We start from the raw sequence: 17,370 nt of genomic DNA on the forward strand, positions 1-17,370 counted from the left end.
CTCCCCTAGCCTTTCGGTAAACTGCGCCGGTTTGCGATTTTGGAGATGCACGATGTACGACTGGAACGCCCTCTGGCACGAAAACGCCGGGTTTCGCACCGGCTCCGACCTGACGCAGGAAGATCTGAACGGCCTCGAGGACGCGCTGTCGGCGACGCTGTTCAAGGCGGCGCGCGACGAAACGGACGTCGCGGTGTACGAAACGCCCGACCGTTTCATCCTGCTCGGCTACCAGGACGGCCTGCAGATGCTCGAAGTCGCCAAGCACACGCTGTTCGATCTGACGCTGCGCGTGGTCACCGAAGACGAAGGCCAGGGCATGGCGCCGCCCTACCTCGAGGCGCTGATCGACAACCTCGCCACCGGCGAATCGGGCGAGTGGCGCGGCGTGCTGACGCTGAACCCGGACGGCATCGCGCTGGTGAACGGCCAGGCGCTGTCGCCCGAACTGTTGCCCGACATGCTGTTCCCCGAGCTCGCGTTCACGCAGACGCCGCACTTTCGCGACCAGTTGGCCGGGCGCTGGCGCGAGGAATTGACCGCCGAACTGCCGATGATCGAAGCCGCGCTGAGCGGGGGCGCCGATGAAGGCTCGGCCGACGTAGGCCTGCCGCCGGCGCGCATGCAGCAGATCTACGACCGCTACGCCGAGATGGTGCGCCGCGAGCAGGCGAACCTGTCGCGCGTCTTTACCGACGCCGAGCTGCAGCTGGTGGCGGCGCTGTTCAAGGGCGTGACGTTCGAGTCGGCCGCGTCGTGCCGCGGCCTGTGGCTGGTGGTCGAGGCGCAACTGATCGACCAGGAGCCCGACCGTGAGCTGCAGGTCGACGCATTGGCCTTGCTGGAGAAGATGAAGGGGCTGAGCTATGCGCAGGAAGTGGCGCTGATCGAGGGACTGCTGGCTTCTTGAACCCGGCGGGCTTCTGTAAAGAAAAACGGGCGGCCGAAGCCGCCCCAATCCCATCCATACCAAGTCGGAAATCGCTTCCCAACGCCGCCACTATATGCGACATGAATATACTTGTCATTACTTTGCGTGATTAATAAACGCTATAAGCATATCGCCGTAGCGACTCGATATGTCTTGCTTGAAAGCCAAAAAGAATGGGCGGCCGAAGCCGCCCCAACCTCATCCATACCATCAACGGAAATCGCTTTCCGTGGAAACATCTTAGTCACCAAACGTGACTATTTCATGACAAATCCCAACTCAGCACCACCTTGCCGAGATTGCGGCTCTCTTCCACGTAAAGGTGCGCCGCACGGACCTCGCCGACGGGGAAAACGCGGTCGAGCGTCGGCCGCAGGCGGCCCTCGCCTAGCGCCGGCAACACCGTCCCGCGCAGCGCCTCGGCCAACCTTGCCTTCACGTCGAGCGGCTGGCTGCGCAAGGTCGATCCCAGGAGCGCGATGCGCTTGACCAGCACTTGCGCCAGATTCAGTTCTGCGCGCGTGCCGCCCATCACCCCAATCAGCACCAGGCGGCCGTCGCGCTTGAGCGCGCCAATATTCTCCGCGAGGTGACTCGCACCGACCGGGTCGAGCACGACATCGGCGCCGCCGCGCTCCTTCACCCACGCAGAAAACGCCGGCAGCTCGCGGTAGTTGAACGCGTCGCGAGCACCAAGCTTTCGGCAGAAGTCGAGCTTGGCCTCGCTGCCGGCGCTGGCGAGCGCGGTGGCGCCGATCAGGCCGGCCAGCTGGATCGCCGCCGCACCGACGCCGCTCGCGCCGGCGTGCACCAGCAACGTCTCGGCAGGCTTCAGGCGTGCGACCTCGACGAGGTTCAGCCACGCGGTCATCCACGCCTCGGGCAGGCTCGCCGCCTCTTCCCACGTCAGGCTGTCGGGCTTTTCGATCGCCAGCGCCTCGTCGAGCAGCGCGTATTCGGCGTAGCCGCCACCGGCCACCAGGCCGAATACCGCGTCGCCGGCCTTGAAGCGACTGCCGGCCGGCGCCGTGTCGACTAAGCCTGCGACCTCGAGGCCGAGGATATCGGTCACGCCGGGCGGCGGCGGATAGCGGCCCTCGCGCTGCACGATGTCGGCGCGGTTGACGCCGGCGGCGCGCACCCGGACGCGCAATTGACCTTCTCCCGGCTCGGGCAGTGGCGCGTCGCCGACGACGAGGGTGTCGGCCGAGCCGTTTGCTGTCTGGACGATGGCGAGCATGACTCCTCCATGAGGGCGAAAACAAAGCGTTGCCCAGCGCCGGCGCGCGGCGCACGGGGTTTGGATTACAATATCACGCCATGAGCGAACCCTGTTTTCACTGCGGCCTGCCGGTACCGGCGCGCGCCGACTTCCCCATCCACTACCGCGAACGCACCGAACAAACCTGCTGCGCCGGCTGCCAGGCGGTCGCCGCGACCATCATCGATTCGGGCCTGTCCGACTATTACGCGCACCGCACCGAAGGCGCGACCAAGGCCGAGCCGTTGCCGCAGGACCTGTTGGAACAGATCCGCCTCTACGACAACGAGACGCTGCAAAAGAGCTTCGTCAAGGTCGAGGACGGCCAACTGCGCGAGGCGGCGCTGATCCTCGAAGGCATCACCTGCGCCGCCTGCGTGTGGCTTAACGAGCAGCAGATCATGCGCTTGCCCGGCGTGGTTTCGGTCGACATCAACTACAGCAGCCACCGCGCCCGCGTGCGCTGGGACAATTCACGGGTTCGCCTGTCGCAGATCCTCGAGGCGATCGCCGCGATCGGCTACCGCGCGCATCCCTACGACGCCGCGCGCCAGGAAGCGCTCGCGCAGAAGGAGCGCAAAGCGGCGCTGAACCGGCTGTGGGTCGCCGGCCTGTCGATGATGCAGGTGATGATGTACGCGGTGCCGGTCTATATGTCGGCCGCCGGCGAGATCGACGCGGAGTCCCTGTGGCTCTTGCACTGGGCGAGCTTCGCCTTGACGCTGCCGGTCGTAGCCTACTCGGCACTGCCGTTCTACCAGGGCACGTGGCGCGACTTGAAGGCGCGCCGCCTCGGCATGGACGTGCCGGTCGCCGTCGGCGTGCTTGCCGCGTTCAGCGCGAGCAGCTGGGCGCTGTTCAATCGCATCGACCACGGCATCTACTTCGATTCGGTGTCGATGTTCGTCTTCCTGCTGCTCGGCGGCCGCTATCTCGAAGGTATCGCGCGGCGCCGTGCCGGCGAGGCGACCGACAGCCTGGTCAAACTGCTGCCGGCGTTCGCGCACCGCATTCAGGGTTGGCCGAGCTCGCGCGATGCGCACGAGGCGCCGGTCGCCGAACTCGCGGTCGGCGACGTGCTGCTGGTGAAGCCGGGCGAGACGATCGCGGCCGACGGCGTCGTGCTCTGCGGTGCGAGCGCGGTCAACGAGGCGCTATTGACCGGCGAGAGCCGGCCGATAGACAAGCGCCCGGACGACGCGCTGATCGCCGGCAGCATCAACCTCGCGAGCCCGCTCTATATAAAGGTCACGCAGACCGGACAGGACACGCGGCTTTCCGCCATCGTGCGCCTGCTCGACAACGCGCTCGCCGAAAAGCCGCGGCTGGCAAGGCTGGCCGACCGCTTCGCCGCGTACTTCGTCGCCGCGCTGCTCGTCGCCGCGTTGGCGACTTACCTCTTCTGGCTGCCGGCCGACGCCGACCGTGCGCTGTGGATCACCGTCGCGGTGCTGGTCGTCTCCTGCCCGTGCGCGCTGTCGCTGGCGACGCCGGCGGCGCTGACCGCCGCCACCGGCCACCTGGCGACGCTCGGCGTGCTGACCACGCGCGGCCACGCGATCGAGACGCTGGCCCGTGTCGACGACATCGTGTTCGACAAGACCGGCACGCTGACCTACGGCGAGCCGAAACTGGTCGCGACGCACGCCTTTGACGGCTGCGCGGCGTCGATGCTGGCGATCGCGCAGGCGCTCGAGGCCGGCTCCGAGCACCCGATCGCGCGCGCGCTGCTCGCCGCGCCGTGCAGCGAGGCTCGGCCAACGTTGGCCGAGCTCGGCAACCTGCCGGGCCACGGCGTCGAAGGCGTGATCGACGGCCAGGCCTGGCGGCTCGGCCGTGCAGAGTTCGTCGAAGAACTCGCCGGCGCGCTGCCGGGTGCCTTGAGCGACTGGCACGACGGCGCGACGGTGATCGCACTCGGCAACGGTGACGGCTGGCAGGCGCTGTTCGCGCTCGCCGACACGCCGCGCGCCGACGCGCAAACGCTCGTCAAGACGCTGAAAGCACAGGGCAAGACGGTGCACCTGTTGAGCGGCGACGCCGACGGCGCGGTCGCCGCGCTGGCGAAGACGCTCGCGATCGAGGAACACACCGCGCGCGCGACGCCGGAAGACAAGCTCGGCTACGTCGGCGCGCTGCAGGCGCAGGGCCGGCGCGTGCTGATGGTCGGCGACGGCGTCAACGACGCGCCGGTGCTCGCGCGCGCCGACGTGTCGCTGGCGATGGGCGGCGGCACCGACGTCGCGCGCGCCAGCGGCGACATGGTGCTGGTCAACGACTCGCTGGCGGCACTGCCGGCGGCGATGGCGCTGTCGAAGAAGACGCTCGCGGTGATCCGCCAGAACCTCATATGGGCGACCGGCTACAACCTCGTCGCGCTGCCGCTCGCGATGGCCGGTCACGTGACGCCGTGGCTCGCCAGCCTCGGCATGGCCCTGAGCTCCTTGCTGGTCGTCGGCAACGCGCTGCGTCTGGTGCGCCGTCGCGCCGACGCGAAACCCGAAGCCACGCCGGCGGCCGAGCCGATCGTCAACGGCCTTTAACCTGAACCGGATACGCTGATGGAAAGCCTGTACCTGTTGATCCCGATCAGTATCGTGCTCGTCTTCGTGATCGGCGCGCTGTTCTGGTGGGCGACGCGCTCCGGCCAGTTCGACGACCTCGAAGGCCCGGGCCACCGCATCCTGATGGACGATGAAAGACGCACCGGCGACCTGCTCGCCGACGACGACAACAAACAAGACAAAAACGACCGCGCCTGAACCCAAGGTTGGCCGAGCCTCGGCCAACCCTCGCGCCCACTTCGGACCGCCCCATGAACCCCAACACGAGCTTCGGCTTCTTCACCAAGCGGCGCTTCTTCCCGCTGTTTGCTACGCAGTTCCTCGGCGCATTCAACGACAACCTGTTGAAGACCGCGATCGTGGTGCTGATCAGCTACCACGGCCTCTCGCTCGCCGGCCTGCCGCCCGAGCAGCTGGTGAACCTCGCCGCCGGCATCTTCATCCTGCCGTTCTTCCTGTTCTCGGCGACCGCCGGCAAGCTGTCGGAGCGGCTCGACAAGGCGGCGGTCGCGCGCGTGGTGAAGCAGGTCGAGATCGTCATCATGCTCTTGGCCGGCGCCGGCTTCTTCCTGCACTCGGCGCCGCTGCTGTTGTCGTCGCTGTTCCTGATGGGCGTGCATTCGACCTTCTTCGGCCCGCTCAAGTATTCGGTGTTGCCGCAGCACCTCGGCGAACACGAACTGGTCGGCGGCAACGGCCTGATCGAGATGGGCACCTTCCTCGCGATCCTGGTCGGCCAGATCGGCGGCAGCCTGATGGTCGGCGGCGGCCCGTGGTCCATGGCCGGCTTCACGCTCGGCACCGCGCTCCTCGGCTACATTGCCAGCCGCTTCATGCCGAGCGCGCCGGCGACCAACCCCAAGCTGCAACTGTCGTTCAACGTGTGGGCCGACTCGGTGCAATTGATGCGCGAAGCGTGGGCGCTTCGCGAGGTGCGCTCGGCGATGCTCGGCATCTCGTGGTTCTGGCTGATGGGTGCGGTCTACACGACGCAGCTGCCGACCTTCACCCGCCTGCACCTGGGCGGCGACGCGGGCGTCTACACGCTGGGGCTGGCGCTGTTCTCGATCGGCATCGGCGCGGGCTCCATCGTCTGCGCGAAGCTGTCGCGCGGCAACCTGGAGCTCGGCCTGGTGCTGATCGGCGGCGCCGGCATGACGGTGTTCGGCGCCGACCTCGCGCTGTCGGCGTTCGCGCGCAACGGCCACGCGCTGCTGTCGCTTTCCGACTTCCTCGCCACCCCCAAACACTGGCGCTCGCTGGCCGACATCGCACTGTTGGGCTTCTTCGGCGGCTTCTTCACCGTGCCGCTCTACACCTGGCTGCAGACGGCGGCGCCGGAGAGCTTCCGCTCGCAGGCGATCGCCGCCAACAACATCCTGAACGGCTTCTACATGGTCGGCTCGGCGATCGCGAGCGCGGTGCTGCTGGCGCTGTACGACAACATCTCGATCCTGTTCCTGGCGGTCGCGCTTGCCAACATCGCCTACCTCGTCTACCTGACGCGCAACTCGGCGACGCTGCGCAACGCGAGCGCGAGCTGGTGGCGGCGCTGCGGCTGGCGCGGCTGAGCGGAACGACAGTCAAAAGACACGGCCAACCTTAGGGTTGGCCGTGTCTTTTAACGCCTGCGGCAGGATCGGCGGGGAGTCCGCTACGGCCGCTGCCCTAATCTGCAAGCCCCGGCATTGCCGCGCCCGCCGGGCTTCGGCAAATCATTTCACCGGCCCGGCTGTCTAAAGCAAATGTTCGCCGCCATCCGAATGGACAAGTGTGGCCCCGACCGCCATCCGCCATCGCGACGACGCACCAGCCCGCCGCATATCCTCGAAATTCGGGCAAAGCAGGCCGGCTCCGATAGAAGGAGGATGAAATGACAACTACACCGACATCGACGGCACTCAAGGTCATAGTGATCGTGCTGGCCGTCATCGGCGCTTTCACCGTAGCCGGTGCGCTTGGCGCATTGGTACTGCACGCCGGGATGATGGGCAATATGGGATCGTGCCAGATGATGATGATGGGCAACGCCCCGACCGCCTGAACCCGTCAATAGCGCATCGAGATGCAATAAGGGCGGAAACGCCATCGCCATGCAGGCAGGTCACGCTGCCCGCATGCGATCGATTCGATTTATTCCGCCAGCTTGGCCGCCGCGTCGCGCAACGCGGTGCGCAGCCCCTCCTCGATCACCGGGTGGTAGAACGGCATGTCGAGCATTTCCTTCACCGTCAGCCGCATCTGGCACGCCCACGCGAGAGTGTGCGCGATGTTCTCGGCGCGCGGCCCCAGCCATTCGGCGCCGAGGAAGCGGCCGGTGTCCTTGTCGGCGTAGACGTGCATCAGGCCCTTGTTCTTCAGCATCACGCGGCTGCGGCCCTGGTCCTCGAAGCTGACCTCGCCGGTGACGAAGCGGCCCTCTTCCAGGTCGGCGTAACGTTGGCCGACCATCGCGATCTGCGGGTCGGAGAACACGACGCCGATCGTCGCGCGGCGGTGGCCCGGTTTCACGCAGGGGTAATTGGCCGCGTTGTCGCCGGCGGTCTTGCCCTCGTCGGCCGCCTCGTGCAAGAGCGGCAGGAAGTTGTTCGCGTCGCCGGCGATGAACACCGGGCTCGCACCGCACTGCAGCGTTTCCTTGTCGAACACCGGAACGCCGTTCTTGTCGAGTTCGAGCGTGGTGTTTTCGAGCCCCAGGTGGTGGACGTTGGCTTCGCGGCCGGTCGCGGCGAGCACGTAGTCGAAGCGTTCGGTCACCTCGCGGCCGTCGTGGTCGATAAAGCGCAGCACCGCCTGCTCGCCGTCCTTCTGCATGTCGAGCACCTTCGCGTCGGCGTCGAAGGCGAATTCGCCGGAGAAGGCCTTGAGCGCGACGGCGCGCACCGCCGGGTCGGTCAGCGGGCCGACCGTGCAGCGCTTGCCGAACAGCCTGACGCGTACGCCGAGCCTCGACAGCGCCTGGCCCAGTTCGAGCCCGATGACGCCCGGGCCGAACACGGCGACGCTCTCGGGCAGGTCGTGCCAGCCGAACACGTCGTCGTTGACGATCAGCCGGTCGCCGAGTTCGCGGAACGGCGCGGCGATCTTCGGGCTCGAGCCGGTCGCGATGACGACGCGGCGGACGTGCACTTCGGTGTGGCCACCGACTTCGAGCACGGTGTTGTCGATAAAGCGCGCGTGGCCGACCAGCTTGTCGTCGTGAGGAATCGTCTCGACGCCCTTGACGACGAAGCCGACGAAGCGGTCTCGTTCGCGGCGCACGCGGTCCATCACCTCTGCGCCGGCTATGCGCACCGCGCCGTCGACGTGCACGCCGAACGGCGCGGTGTGGCGCGCCTCGAACGCGGCGTCAGCGGCGGCGATCAAGAGCTTGGACGGCATGCAGCCGACACGCGCGCAGGTGGTGCCGTAGGCGCCGCCCTCAATGATCACGGCAGACAGGCCCTTCGCCTTCACGGCGCGGTAGGCGGCGAGGCCGGCGGTGCCGGCGCCGATCACGGCGACGTCCACATTCAGCGTTTGCATTTTTCACTCCTTGGGGGCCACAGGCAGACCGCAGCATCCGGGACTGACGCTAGGGTCTTACGGCGGGAAAAGCGCCCCGGCGCGTCAGACCGCCGGGGCGTGGACTCGATTTACTTCTTGAAGTAGGTCTCGACGTCGTCGGCCGAGCCGATCAGCCTGCCGTTGATGAACACCTGCGGCGCGGTCATCGTGCCGGACACGGCGCCGAGCACCTTGCCGCGGATCTTGTTGTCGAGCGGCACGTCGACGTAGGCGAGGCCCTGCTCGTCGAGGATGGCCTTGGCGCGCGCGCAGTGCTGGCAGCCTATCTTGCTGAACACGACGATCTGGTCCGGCTTCTTCGCGTCCTTGTTGATGTAGTCGAGCAGGGTGTCGGCGTCCGACACCTTGAACGGATCGCCCGGCTCCTGCGGCTCGATGAACATCTTCTCGATGACGCCGTCCTTGACCAGCATCGAGTAGCGCCAGCTGCGGCGGCCGAAGCCGAGGTCGGTCTTGTCGACCAGCATGCCCATGCCCTCGGTGAAGTCGCCGTTGCCGTCCGGCACCATCACGAGGTTCTGCGCTTCCTGGTCCTTCGCCCATTCGTTCATCACGAAGGTATCGTTCACCGACACGCACAGGATGCTGTCGACGCCGCTCTCGAAGAAAGCCGGCGCGAGTTCGTTATAGCGCGGCAGGTGGGTCGACGAGCAGGTCGGCGTGAACGCGCCCGGCAGCGAGAACACCACGACGGTCTTGCTCTTGAACAGCTCGCCGGTGGTGACGTCTTTCCACTCGTTGCCGACACGGGTGTGGAAGGTCACATTCGGGACGCGCTGGCCTTCACGGTTCTGCAGTTGGGTCATGGTGCTCTCCTTGAGGGTGGGTTGGGGTTTTGAACGCTTCGTTCAATCGACAAATGCATTCTGATAGCCTGGGTAAAATGCGTCTAATTTATTGTCCAAATAAAATCGATAGTAATTTTCTACATGATTGACGGCAGGCTGTATCGGTGCGGCGAGCCGCTTTAGAATGACCGGCCGTGCACCGTGAATGACATGACAATATGAAGATACTGATTCTCGGCGCCGGCCAGGTCGGCTCCACCGTGGCGGAAAACCTGGTCTCCGAGAACAACGACATCACCGTCGTCGACCTCGACGCGAAGCTGCTGAAGCAGCTGCAGGACCGGCTCGACATCCGCACCGTGGCCGGCAACGCCGCCCACCCGTCGGTGCTGCAGCACGCCGGTGCCGAGGACACCGACCTGATGCTCGCCTTGACGCGCAACGACGAGACCAACCTCGTCGCCAGCAAGTTCGCGTCCGACCTGTTCAATATTCCGACCTGCGTCGCACGCGTCCGTTCGAGCGACTACGTCGAATTCGGCGGCGACGAGGACGCGCTCGTGCGCTTCGGCGTCGACCACTCCATCTGTCCCGAGCAGCTGGTCACCCACCAGCTGTCGCAGCTGTTCGAATACCCGGGCGCCTTGCGCGTGCTCGATTTCGCGGGCGGGAAGGTTCAGCTTGTAGTGGTGCGCGCTATAGAAGGCGGCTTGCTCGTCGGCAAGCCTCTGAAGCGCATCCGCGACGACCTGCCCGACGCCGTCGACTGCCGCGTGTGCGCGATCTACCGCAACGACCGGCTGGTGATTCCCGACGGCGACACCGTGGTCGCCGACCAGGACGAGGTGTTCTTTCTGGCCGCGCGCGAGCACATCGCGCTGGTGCTGCGCGAGATGCGCAAGAGCGAGCGGCCGGTCAAGCGGGTGATGATCGCCGGCGGCGGCAACGTCGGCTTCCGGCTGGCGCGCCTGCTCGAGAGCCGCTACGCGGTCAAGCTGATCGAGAGCCGGCCGGAGCGCAGCCTGTGGTTGGCCGAACACCTGTCGCAAACCCTGGTGCTGCACGGCGAGGCCACCGACGAAGAGTTGCTCGAAGACGAGCACGTCGACGAGATCGACATGTTCTGCGCGCTGACCAACGACGATGAAGACAACATCATGTCGGCGCTGCTCGCAAAGCGGCTCGGCGCCAAGCGGGTCGCCGCGCTGGTCAACCGCGGCAGCTACGTCGACCTGCTGGAAGGCAACCGTATCGACGTCGTCGTCTCGCCGCACCTGACGACGATCGGCGCGCTGCTCGCCTACATCCGGCGCGGCGACGTCGAGGCGGTCCATTCGCTGCGCCGCGGCGCGGCCGAGGCGATGGAGGTCGTCGTGCACGGCGACCGCAAGACGTCCAAGGTCGTCGGCCGCCGGCTCGACGAGATCGCGATGCCGGCCGGCTGCCACATCGGCGCGATCGTCCGCGGCGAGACGGTAGCGATGGCGCACCACGACCTCGTCGTCGAGGACGGCGACCACCTGATCCTCTTCGTCGCCAAGAAGCGGCTGGTGAAGCAGGTCGAGAAGCTGATCCAGGCCCGGTTCGGCTTTTTCTGAGGCAAGACGCATGTACAAGCTCCTGCCCGTCGTCCACGTGCTGTCGAAGCTGATCATGCTGTTCGCCGCGACCTTCCTGGTCCCGGCCGGCGTCTCGCTGATCTTCGACGACGGCACCTTCTTCGACTTCCTCGATTCGGCCCTGCTGGCCTTCATGATCGGCGCCGCCTTGTGGCTGTTCACGCGCCGCTTCGAGCGCGAGCTGCGGCCGCGCGACGGCTTCGTGCTGGTCGTCTCGCTGTGGGTCGGCTTCGCCGCGGTCGCCACCCTGCCCTTCCTGCTGCATTTCCCGGCGATGAGCTTCACCGACGCCTTCTTCGAGACCATGTCCGGCCTGTCGACCACCGGCGCGACGGTGATGACCGGGCTCGACACGCTGCCGCCGGCGATCAACTTCTGGCGCCACTTCCTCAACTGGCTCGGCGGCATGGGCATCATCGTGCTCGCCGTCGCCATCCTGCCGCTGCTCGGCATCGGCGGCATGCAGCTGTACAAGGCCGAGACGCCCGGCCCGATGAAGGACGCCAAGCTCGCGCCGCGCATCGCGCACACCGCGAAGAACCTGTGGTACGTCTACTCGGGGCTGACCGTCGCCTGCGTGCTTGGGCTCAGGGCGGCCGGCATGGGCTGGTTCGACGCGGTCTGCCACGCGTTCGCCGCGCTGTCGCTCGGCGGCTTCTCGACGCACGACGCGAGTGTCGGCTATTTCGACTCGCTCGCGATCGAGGTCGTGCTGTCGCTGTTCATGCTACTGGCGGCGCTGAACTTCGCGACCCACTTCATCGCGTGGAAAAACCGCTCGGCGCGCGCCTACCTCAACGATCCGGAAGCCAAGGCGATCGTGTTCGTGATCGCCGCGAGCATCCTGATGCTGAGCTTCTATCTGGCCGGGAAAGGCGTGTACGACTTCCCGACCGCGCTGCGCCACGTCAGCTTCAACCTGATCTCGATCGCCACCGACAGCGGCTTCGTCAGCGTCGACTTCGCGCAATGGCCGATCTTCGCGCCGTTGTGGATCCTGTTCCTGTCGTCGATCACCGCGAGCTCCGGCTCGACCGGCGGCGGCATCAAGATGATCCGTTCGCTGACGCTCGCCCGCCAGAGCACGCGCGAGATGGCCCAGCTGCTGCACCCGCAGGCGGTGCTGCCGCTCAAGGTGGGCGGCCAGCGCATCCCCGACTCGGTGGCGTTTTCGGTGCTCGGCTTCATCTTTGTCTACTTTATGAGCGTGGTGCTGTGCACCTTCGTTCTGATGGCCAGCGGCCTCGAATTTCTCACCGCGTTCACCGCGGTGCTCGCCTGCATCAACAACGCGGGACCGGGCCTCGGCGAAGTCGGCCCCGCGTCGAACTATCAGGGCCTGAACGACTTCCAAGTCTGGGTGTGCAGCCTCACGATGTTGCTCGGCCGACTCGAGGTGTTCACGCTGTTGATCCTGTTTACCCCGGCCTTCTGGCGCAAATAAGGCAACCCGACATGAAATTTTTTGATTCCGGCCGTCTGACCGCCGCCGTCCTTCTCGGGCTGGCTTCGCTCGCGCATGCCGCGCCCGCCGACGACCTCGTCGCCGCGCGCGACGCGTTCAAGCGCAAGGATGATGCGGCGCTCGCCGCTTACGCGTCGTCCATGGGCAACGATGCGCTCGCCGTCTACCCGCGCTACTGGCAGGCGTGGCGCGCGCTCGACGACGAGGATGACGAAGGCGTCGCGCGTTTCCTGAACGGCGAGCCGGCCGGCGCGCTCACCGAGCGCGTGCGCAACGAATGGCTGAAGAGCCTCGGCAAGCGCGACCAGTGGGCGCGCTTTGCCAGCGAGTGGGCGCTCTTGCCCGAGGCCGGCCGAGACGAGGAAAGCAGCTGCTACGGCGAACTGATTCTGCTGCGCCAGGGCCGCGCGCCGGGCAATTTCGACCGTTTCCTCGAAAGCCGCAGCGTGCCCGAAGGCTGCAACCGGCTGATCTACGAGGCCGGCAACCGCAAGGTGCTCAGTCAGAACTGGCTCGTGCAGCGTTACCGGCTGCTGCTGGCCGGCAACTTCGTTACCGCCGCGCGCGAACTGGCAACGAGCACCGGTCTGCCGGTCGCCGCCGGCTCGGCCAACCTCGAGACCGACGCCGGCAAGGAGGCGACCGTCGCCAGCCTGATCGCGAAGGCGCGCCAGAACCCCGACGCGGCCGCCTCCGAGCTGTCCGGCGTCGAGGCCGCGCTCGGCGAGGCACGCGCCGGCTTCGTCTGGGGCCAGCTCGCGCTCGCCGCGGCCAAGAAGCTGAACATGGCGGTCGCGCTGCAAGGGTTCGACAAGTCGGACATCCGCCAGCTGACGAGCGAGCAATGGGAATGGTGGGCGCGCGCTGCGCTGCGCCAGGGCGACTGGGTAAGGCTCGAGCGCATCGTGCGCGGCATGCCGACCGAGCTCGCCAACAAGCCGGGCTGGCTGTACTGGCGCGGCCGCGCGCTAAAGGCGCAGGGTCGCACCACCGAGGCGAGACCGCTGTTCGTCCAGGCAAGCCGCAACAACAACTACTACGCACTTCTGTCGCTCGAGGAGTTGGGCAACGTGCTCGACGCGCCGCACGACACTCGACGCCCGAGCCAGGCCGACGTCGACCAGGTGGCCGGCGAGCCGGCAATCCGCCGCTCGCTGCTGCTCGTCGACGTCGCGAGCAGCCAGGCGCGCGCCGAGATCCGCGAGGACGCCAAGCGCGAATGGCGCTGGGCGATGCGCGACAAGTCCGACAACGAGCTGTTGGCGTCGGCCGAGCTCGCGCGCCGCACCGGCTTCTACGACATGGCGATCTACAGCGCCGAGCGCACGCAGGGCAGCCACGACTACAGCCTGCGCTACCTGTCCCCCTACCGCGACGTCACGCAGCGCTATGCGCGCCAGTTCGACGTCGACGAGGCGTGGATCTACGGCCTGATCCGCCAGGAGAGCCGCTTCGTCAACGTCGCGCGCTCGGGCGTCGGCGCGTCCGGCCTGATGCAGCTGATGCCGGCCACCGCGCGCTGGGCGGCAAACAAGGTCGGCCTCGCCAGCTTCTCGGTCAACGACATCGACACCAACATCCAGCTCGGCACCTGGTATCTGCGCCACGTGCTCGACGACCTCGGCCAACCCGTGCTCGCGACCGCGGCGTATAATGCCGGCCCGGGCCGCGCCCGCGCCTGGCAGGCCGGCGTGCCGCTCGAAGGCGCGGTGTACGCCGAGACGATCCCGTTCAACGAGACGCGCGACTACGTGCAGAAGGTGATGGCCAACGCCGCCTACTACGCGCGCGACTTCGGCCACGCCGGCCTGTCGCTGAAGACGCGTATGGGCACCATCGCCGCCCGGTGAACCACAACAAGAGAGCAACCATGAAATTCCAGCGCATCGCCGTCATCGGCGGCAGCGGTTTTCTCGGGACCTATATCGCCGAACGCCTGGTCGAACAGGACGTCGAGCTGACCATCCCGAGCCGCCGCCGCGAACGCAACAAACTCGAACTGATCCTCTTGCCCAAGACCCAGCTCGAGGAAACCGACGTCAACGACGCGGCGGCGCTGAAGAAGCTCTTGGCCGGCCACGACGCGGTCGTCAGCATGGTCGGCATCCTGCACGGCAACGCACGAAGCTTCGAGGCCGCGCACGTCGAACTGGTGAAGAAGATCATCGACGCGATGAAGGAGAACGGCATCCGCCGCCTGGTGCACATCAGCGCGCTGGGCGCGAACGAGAACGGCCCGAGCCTCTACCAGCAGAGCAAGGGACGCGGCGAGAGAGTGGTGATGCAGAGCGGTCTGGACTGGACCATCCTGCGCCCGTCGGTCGTGTTCGGCCGCGGCGACCATTTCCTCAACCTGTTCGCCGGTCTCGGCAAGACGCTGCCGGTGCTGCCGCTGGCCGGCGCCGACACCCGTTTCGCGCCGATCTGGGTCGACGACGTCGCGCGCGCGGTGGTCGCCTGCTTCGCCAACGATGCGACCCTCGGCCAACGTTACGAGCTGACCGGTCCGAAGACCTACACGCTGCGCGAACTCGCAAGGTACGCGACCGAGCTGTCCGGCAATCCACGCCACGTGATCGGTCTGCCGCACAGCGTCGCGATGCTGCAGGCCGGTCTGATGGAGATCCTGCCCGGCCCGACGCTGATCAGCCGGGACAACGTGCGTTCGCTGGCGGTCGACAACGTCAGCGACCAGCCCTTCCCGGCAGACGTCATGGGCTTTGCCCCCGCCGAGCTCGAAACGGTCGCGCCGAAGTATCTGAGCCGCGCCGAGTTCAACGCCAACCTGTCGCGTTACCGCGAGGAAGCCGGCCGCCGATGAAGGTCTACGTGGTGGGCGGTGCGGTGCGCGACCGGCTGCTCGGCAGGCCGGTCGCCGACCGGGACTGGGTCGTGGTCGGCGAGAGCGCGGACTCGATGCTGGCCGCCGGCTTCCGGCCGGTCGGCAAGGACTTCCCGGTCTTCCTGCACCCTAAGACGCACGAGGAATACGCGCTGGCACGCACCGAGCGCAAGGTTGGCCGAGGCTATCACGGCTTCGCCTTCCACGCGGCGCCCGACGTCACGCTCGAGGAAGACCTCGCCCGCCGCGACCTCACCATCAACGCGATGGCCGAGGACGAACACGGCGACGTCACCGACCCGTTCGGCGGCCAGCAGGATCTGGCGGCCGGTGTATTGCGCCACGTAAGCGCCGCCTTCGCCGAAGACCCGGTGCGCATCCTGCGTCTGGCGCGCTTCGCCGCCCGCTACGGATTTTCGGTCGCGCCCGAGACGATGGCGCTGATGCGTTCCATGGTCGAATCGGGCGAAGCAGACGCCTTGGTCCCCGAGCGCATCTGGCAGGAAGTCGCCAAGGGGCTGATGGAAGATGCGCCGTCGCGCATGTTCGTCGTGCTGCGCGAATGCGGTGCGCTCGCGCGCGTGCTGCCCGAGGTCGACGCGCTGTTCGGCGTGCCGCAGCGCGCCGACTACCACCCCGAGATCGACACCGGCGACCATGTCATGCGCGTGCTCGATTACTGCGCGGCGATGGACGCGCCGCTGCCGGTGCGCTTCGCCGCGCTGATGCACGACCTGGGCAAGGCGCTGACGCCGAAAGACGTGCTGCCGCGCCACATCGGCCACGAAGGCCGCGGCCGCACGCCCATCCTCGCGCTGTGCGAGCGGATAAGGGCGCCGGCCGACTGCCGCGACCTGGCGCTGATCACCGCGCAATACCACACGCTGGTGCACCGCGCCGCCGAACTGCGCCCCGACACCTTGCTGGGGCTGTTCCGTGACTGCGACGCGCTGCGCCGCCCGGAGCGCTTCCAGATGATGCTCGACGCCTGCGTCGCCGACGCGCGCGGACGTCTACATTTCGAAGCCTGCGACTACCCGCAGGCCGCATGGTTGGCCGAGGCGCTCGCCACCGCGCGCGCGGTAGACGCCGGCGCTGTCGCGCGCGCCTGCGCCGAGCCGCGCGACATCGCCCGCGCGGTCGACGCCGCGCGCGTTGCGGCGCTCGCCGACTACAAACTCGCCCACCCCCTCGCCCCCCGCCCATGACCGACTATTACCGCCTCAAAGCCAGCCTGATGCGCGGCGGCACCAGCAAGGGGCTGTTCTTTAGCGCCGACGCGCTGCCCGACGACCCGGCGCTGGTCCAGCAACTGTTGATGCGCGCCATCGGCAGCCCCGACCGCTACGGCAAACAGATCGACGGCCTCGGCACCGGCATCTCGAGCACCAGCAAGGTCGCCATCATCGGCCCGTCCAACCGGCCCGACTGCGACGTCGACTATCTGTTCGGCCATGTCGCGATCGCCGACGCGCTGATCGACTGGTCGGGCAGCTGCGGCAACCTGACCGCCGCCGTGCCGCTGTTCGCGCTGATGGAAAAACTGGTCGACAAACCCGACGGCAACACCGAGATCCGCATCTGGCAGGCGAATATTGGCAAGAAGATCGTCGCCGAGCTGGCGGTGAAGGACGGCGAGCCGGTGCTGGCGGGCGACTTCCAGGTCGACGGCGTCGCCTTCCCCGCCGCGCCGATCAAGCTGCGCTTTCTCGACCCGGCCGGCGGCGTCACTGGCAAGCTGTTCCCGTCGGGCTCGCAAAAAGACACGCTGAAGCTGCCCGACGGCCGCAAGATAGCCGCGACGCTGATCGACGCCGGCAACCCTACCGTCTTCATCCGCGCGGCCGATCTCGACCTGACCGGCTCAGAAACCGCCGAAGACCTCGACCTTGCGCGGCTCGACGAACTCGAGGCGCTGCGCGCGCAGGCCGCGGTCAAGATGGGGCTGGCCAAGACCGTCGCCGAGGCGACCTTCGAGCGCCCGGCCATTCCGAAGATCAGCTTCATCAGCCCGGCGCGCGTCGAGGGCACCGAGATCAACGCGCGCATCGTGTCGATGGGCAAGCTGCACCACGCGTACACCGGCACCGGCGCGATCGCGCTGGCCGCCGCCGCCGCGATGAAAGACACCGTCGTCAGCGACATGCTCGGCCAACCGTGGCGCGAGAGGCCGCTGCCGTTCAGCCACGCCAGCGGCACGCAGACGCTCGAAGCCGTCGTCAAACGCCACGGCCGCGGCTGGAAGATCGCCGAGGTGGTGATGACGCGCACCGCCAGGCCGCTGATGGCGGGCGAGGTCTACATCCCGGCGCCGGGCTGAACGACGGACGCTG

At 67.3% G+C, this 17,370-nt stretch carries 14 protein-coding genes; 11 read left to right on the forward strand and 3 right to left on the reverse strand.

What is annotated here, in order from left to right:
- Positions 1 to 52: 52 nt before the first annotated feature.
- Positions 53 to 910, forward strand: coding sequence for a hypothetical protein (locus DWG20_RS13490; protein ID WP_115434285.1), 858 nt, complete (start codon positions 53 to 55; stop codon positions 908 to 910).
- A 283-nt stretch (positions 911 to 1,193) separates the two neighbouring features.
- Here the strand turns inward: DWG20_RS13490 and DWG20_RS13495 are convergent, their stop codons facing one another.
- Entirely contained in the window at positions 1,194 to 2,171 is a 978-nt protein-coding gene (locus DWG20_RS13495; RefSeq protein ID WP_115434286.1) for an NAD(P)H-quinone oxidoreductase, read from the reverse strand.
- Positions 2,172 to 2,251: 80 nt separating this feature from the next.
- Between DWG20_RS13495 and DWG20_RS13500 the strand changes: the two genes are divergently transcribed.
- The 4 genes from DWG20_RS13500 to DWG20_RS16185 all read left to right on the forward strand — a co-directional run bounded on the left by DWG20_RS13500 (position 2,252) and on the right by DWG20_RS16185 (position 6,800).
- Entirely contained in the window at positions 2,252 to 4,735 is a 2,484-nt protein-coding gene (locus tag DWG20_RS13500) for a heavy metal translocating P-type ATPase (RefSeq protein ID WP_115434287.1), read from the forward strand.
- A gap of 18 nt (positions 4,736 to 4,753) precedes the next feature.
- Entirely contained in the window at positions 4,754 to 4,954 is a 201-nt protein-coding gene (gene ccoS, locus DWG20_RS13505; protein ID WP_115434288.1) for a cbb3-type cytochrome oxidase assembly protein CcoS, read from the forward strand.
- A gap of 53 nt (positions 4,955 to 5,007) precedes the next feature.
- Positions 5,008 to 6,327, forward strand: a complete 1,320-nt coding sequence (locus DWG20_RS13510) for an MFS transporter (RefSeq protein WP_115434289.1) — start codon at positions 5,008 to 5,010, stop codon at positions 6,325 to 6,327.
- A 302-nt stretch (positions 6,328 to 6,629) separates the two neighbouring features.
- The gene (locus tag DWG20_RS16185) at positions 6,630 to 6,800 is read left to right on the forward strand and encodes a hypothetical protein (protein WP_181880925.1); all 171 of its coding nucleotides are present in this window, start codon (positions 6,630 to 6,632) and stop codon (positions 6,798 to 6,800) included.
- Positions 6,801 to 6,889: 89 nt separating this feature from the next.
- Here the strand turns inward: DWG20_RS16185 and DWG20_RS13515 are convergent, their stop codons facing one another.
- Both DWG20_RS13515 and DWG20_RS13520 read right to left on the reverse strand, forming a co-directional pair.
- Positions 6,890 to 8,281, reverse strand: a complete 1,392-nt coding sequence (locus tag DWG20_RS13515) for a dihydrolipoyl dehydrogenase (protein WP_115434290.1) — start codon at positions 8,279 to 8,281, stop codon at positions 6,890 to 6,892.
- A 110-nt stretch (positions 8,282 to 8,391) separates the two neighbouring features.
- On the reverse strand, positions 8,392 to 9,129 hold the full coding sequence (locus tag DWG20_RS13520; RefSeq protein ID WP_115434291.1) for a glutathione peroxidase: 738 nt from the start codon (positions 9,127 to 9,129) through the stop codon (positions 8,392 to 8,394).
- A 200-nt stretch (positions 9,130 to 9,329) separates the two neighbouring features.
- On the opposite strand from DWG20_RS13520, the gene trkA reads away from it, so the two are divergent.
- From trkA to DWG20_RS13550, 6 genes are read left to right on the forward strand one after another with little or no spacing between them, the layout of a single operon-like run.
- Positions 9,330 to 10,709: a Trk system potassium transporter TrkA gene (trkA, locus tag DWG20_RS13525; RefSeq protein ID WP_115434292.1), complete on the forward strand. Its 1,380-nt coding sequence runs from the start codon at positions 9,330 to 9,332 to the stop codon at positions 10,707 to 10,709.
- Between the two features lie 10 nt (positions 10,710 to 10,719).
- Positions 10,720 to 12,174 (forward strand): TrkH family potassium uptake protein, encoded by a 1,455-nt coding sequence (locus tag DWG20_RS13530; protein ID WP_115434293.1) that lies wholly within the window; start codon positions 10,720 to 10,722, stop codon positions 12,172 to 12,174.
- A gap of 11 nt (positions 12,175 to 12,185) precedes the next feature.
- Positions 12,186 to 14,045, forward strand: coding sequence for a lytic transglycosylase domain-containing protein (locus DWG20_RS13535; protein WP_115434294.1), 1,860 nt, complete (start codon positions 12,186 to 12,188; stop codon positions 14,043 to 14,045).
- Positions 14,046 to 14,065: 20 nt separating this feature from the next.
- Entirely contained in the window at positions 14,066 to 15,016 is a 951-nt protein-coding gene (locus tag DWG20_RS13540) for a complex I NDUFA9 subunit family protein (RefSeq protein ID WP_115434295.1), read from the forward strand.
- Positions 15,013 to 16,245, forward strand: coding sequence for a multifunctional CCA addition/repair protein (locus tag DWG20_RS13545; protein ID WP_115434296.1), 1,233 nt, complete (start codon positions 15,013 to 15,015; stop codon positions 16,243 to 16,245). The genes DWG20_RS13540 and DWG20_RS13545 overlap by 4 nt, the downstream gene beginning before the upstream one ends.
- Complete coding sequence (locus DWG20_RS13550) at positions 16,242 to 17,357, forward strand: 2-methylaconitate cis-trans isomerase PrpF family protein (RefSeq protein WP_115434297.1); 1,116 nt, start codon at positions 16,242 to 16,244, stop codon at positions 17,355 to 17,357. Before DWG20_RS13545 ends, DWG20_RS13550 begins: the two co-directional genes overlap by 4 nt.
- Positions 17,358 to 17,370: the final 13 nt, after the last annotated feature.

The sequence above is a fragment of the Crenobacter cavernae genome (assembly GCF_003355495.1).
In the GTDB taxonomy this organism is placed as follows: Bacteria; Pseudomonadota; Gammaproteobacteria; order Burkholderiales; family Chromobacteriaceae; genus Crenobacter; species Crenobacter cavernae.

Bases quoted from the DNA above. Each gene is read 5' to 3' on its own strand.
- DWG20_RS13490 (WP_115434285.1), top strand. From the start codon at position 53: ATGTACGACTGGAACGCCCTCTGGCACGAAAACGCCGGGTTTCGCACC.
- DWG20_RS13495 (WP_115434286.1), bottom strand. From the start codon at position 2,171: ATGCTCGCCATCGTCCAGACAGCAAACGGCTCGGCCGACACCCTCGTC.
- DWG20_RS13500 (WP_115434287.1), top strand. From the start codon at position 2,252: ATGAGCGAACCCTGTTTTCACTGCGGCCTGCCGGTACCGGCGCGCGCC.
- ccoS (WP_115434288.1), top strand. From the start codon at position 4,754: ATGGAAAGCCTGTACCTGTTGATCCCGATCAGTATCGTGCTCGTCTTC.
- DWG20_RS13510 (WP_115434289.1), top strand. From the start codon at position 5,008: ATGAACCCCAACACGAGCTTCGGCTTCTTCACCAAGCGGCGCTTCTTC.
- DWG20_RS16185 (WP_181880925.1), top strand. From the start codon at position 6,630: ATGACAACTACACCGACATCGACGGCACTCAAGGTCATAGTGATCGTG.
- DWG20_RS13515 (WP_115434290.1), bottom strand. From the start codon at position 8,281: ATGCAAACGCTGAATGTGGACGTCGCCGTGATCGGCGCCGGCACCGCC.
- DWG20_RS13520 (WP_115434291.1), bottom strand. From the start codon at position 9,129: ATGACCCAACTGCAGAACCGTGAAGGCCAGCGCGTCCCGAATGTGACC.
- trkA (WP_115434292.1), top strand. From the start codon at position 9,330: ATGAAGATACTGATTCTCGGCGCCGGCCAGGTCGGCTCCACCGTGGCG.
- DWG20_RS13530 (WP_115434293.1), top strand. From the start codon at position 10,720: ATGTACAAGCTCCTGCCCGTCGTCCACGTGCTGTCGAAGCTGATCATG.
- DWG20_RS13535 (WP_115434294.1), top strand. From the start codon at position 12,186: ATGAAATTTTTTGATTCCGGCCGTCTGACCGCCGCCGTCCTTCTCGGG.
- DWG20_RS13540 (WP_115434295.1), top strand. From the start codon at position 14,066: ATGAAATTCCAGCGCATCGCCGTCATCGGCGGCAGCGGTTTTCTCGGG.
- DWG20_RS13545 (WP_115434296.1), top strand. From the start codon at position 15,013: ATGAAGGTCTACGTGGTGGGCGGTGCGGTGCGCGACCGGCTGCTCGGC.
- DWG20_RS13550 (WP_115434297.1), top strand. From the start codon at position 16,242: ATGACCGACTATTACCGCCTCAAAGCCAGCCTGATGCGCGGCGGCACC.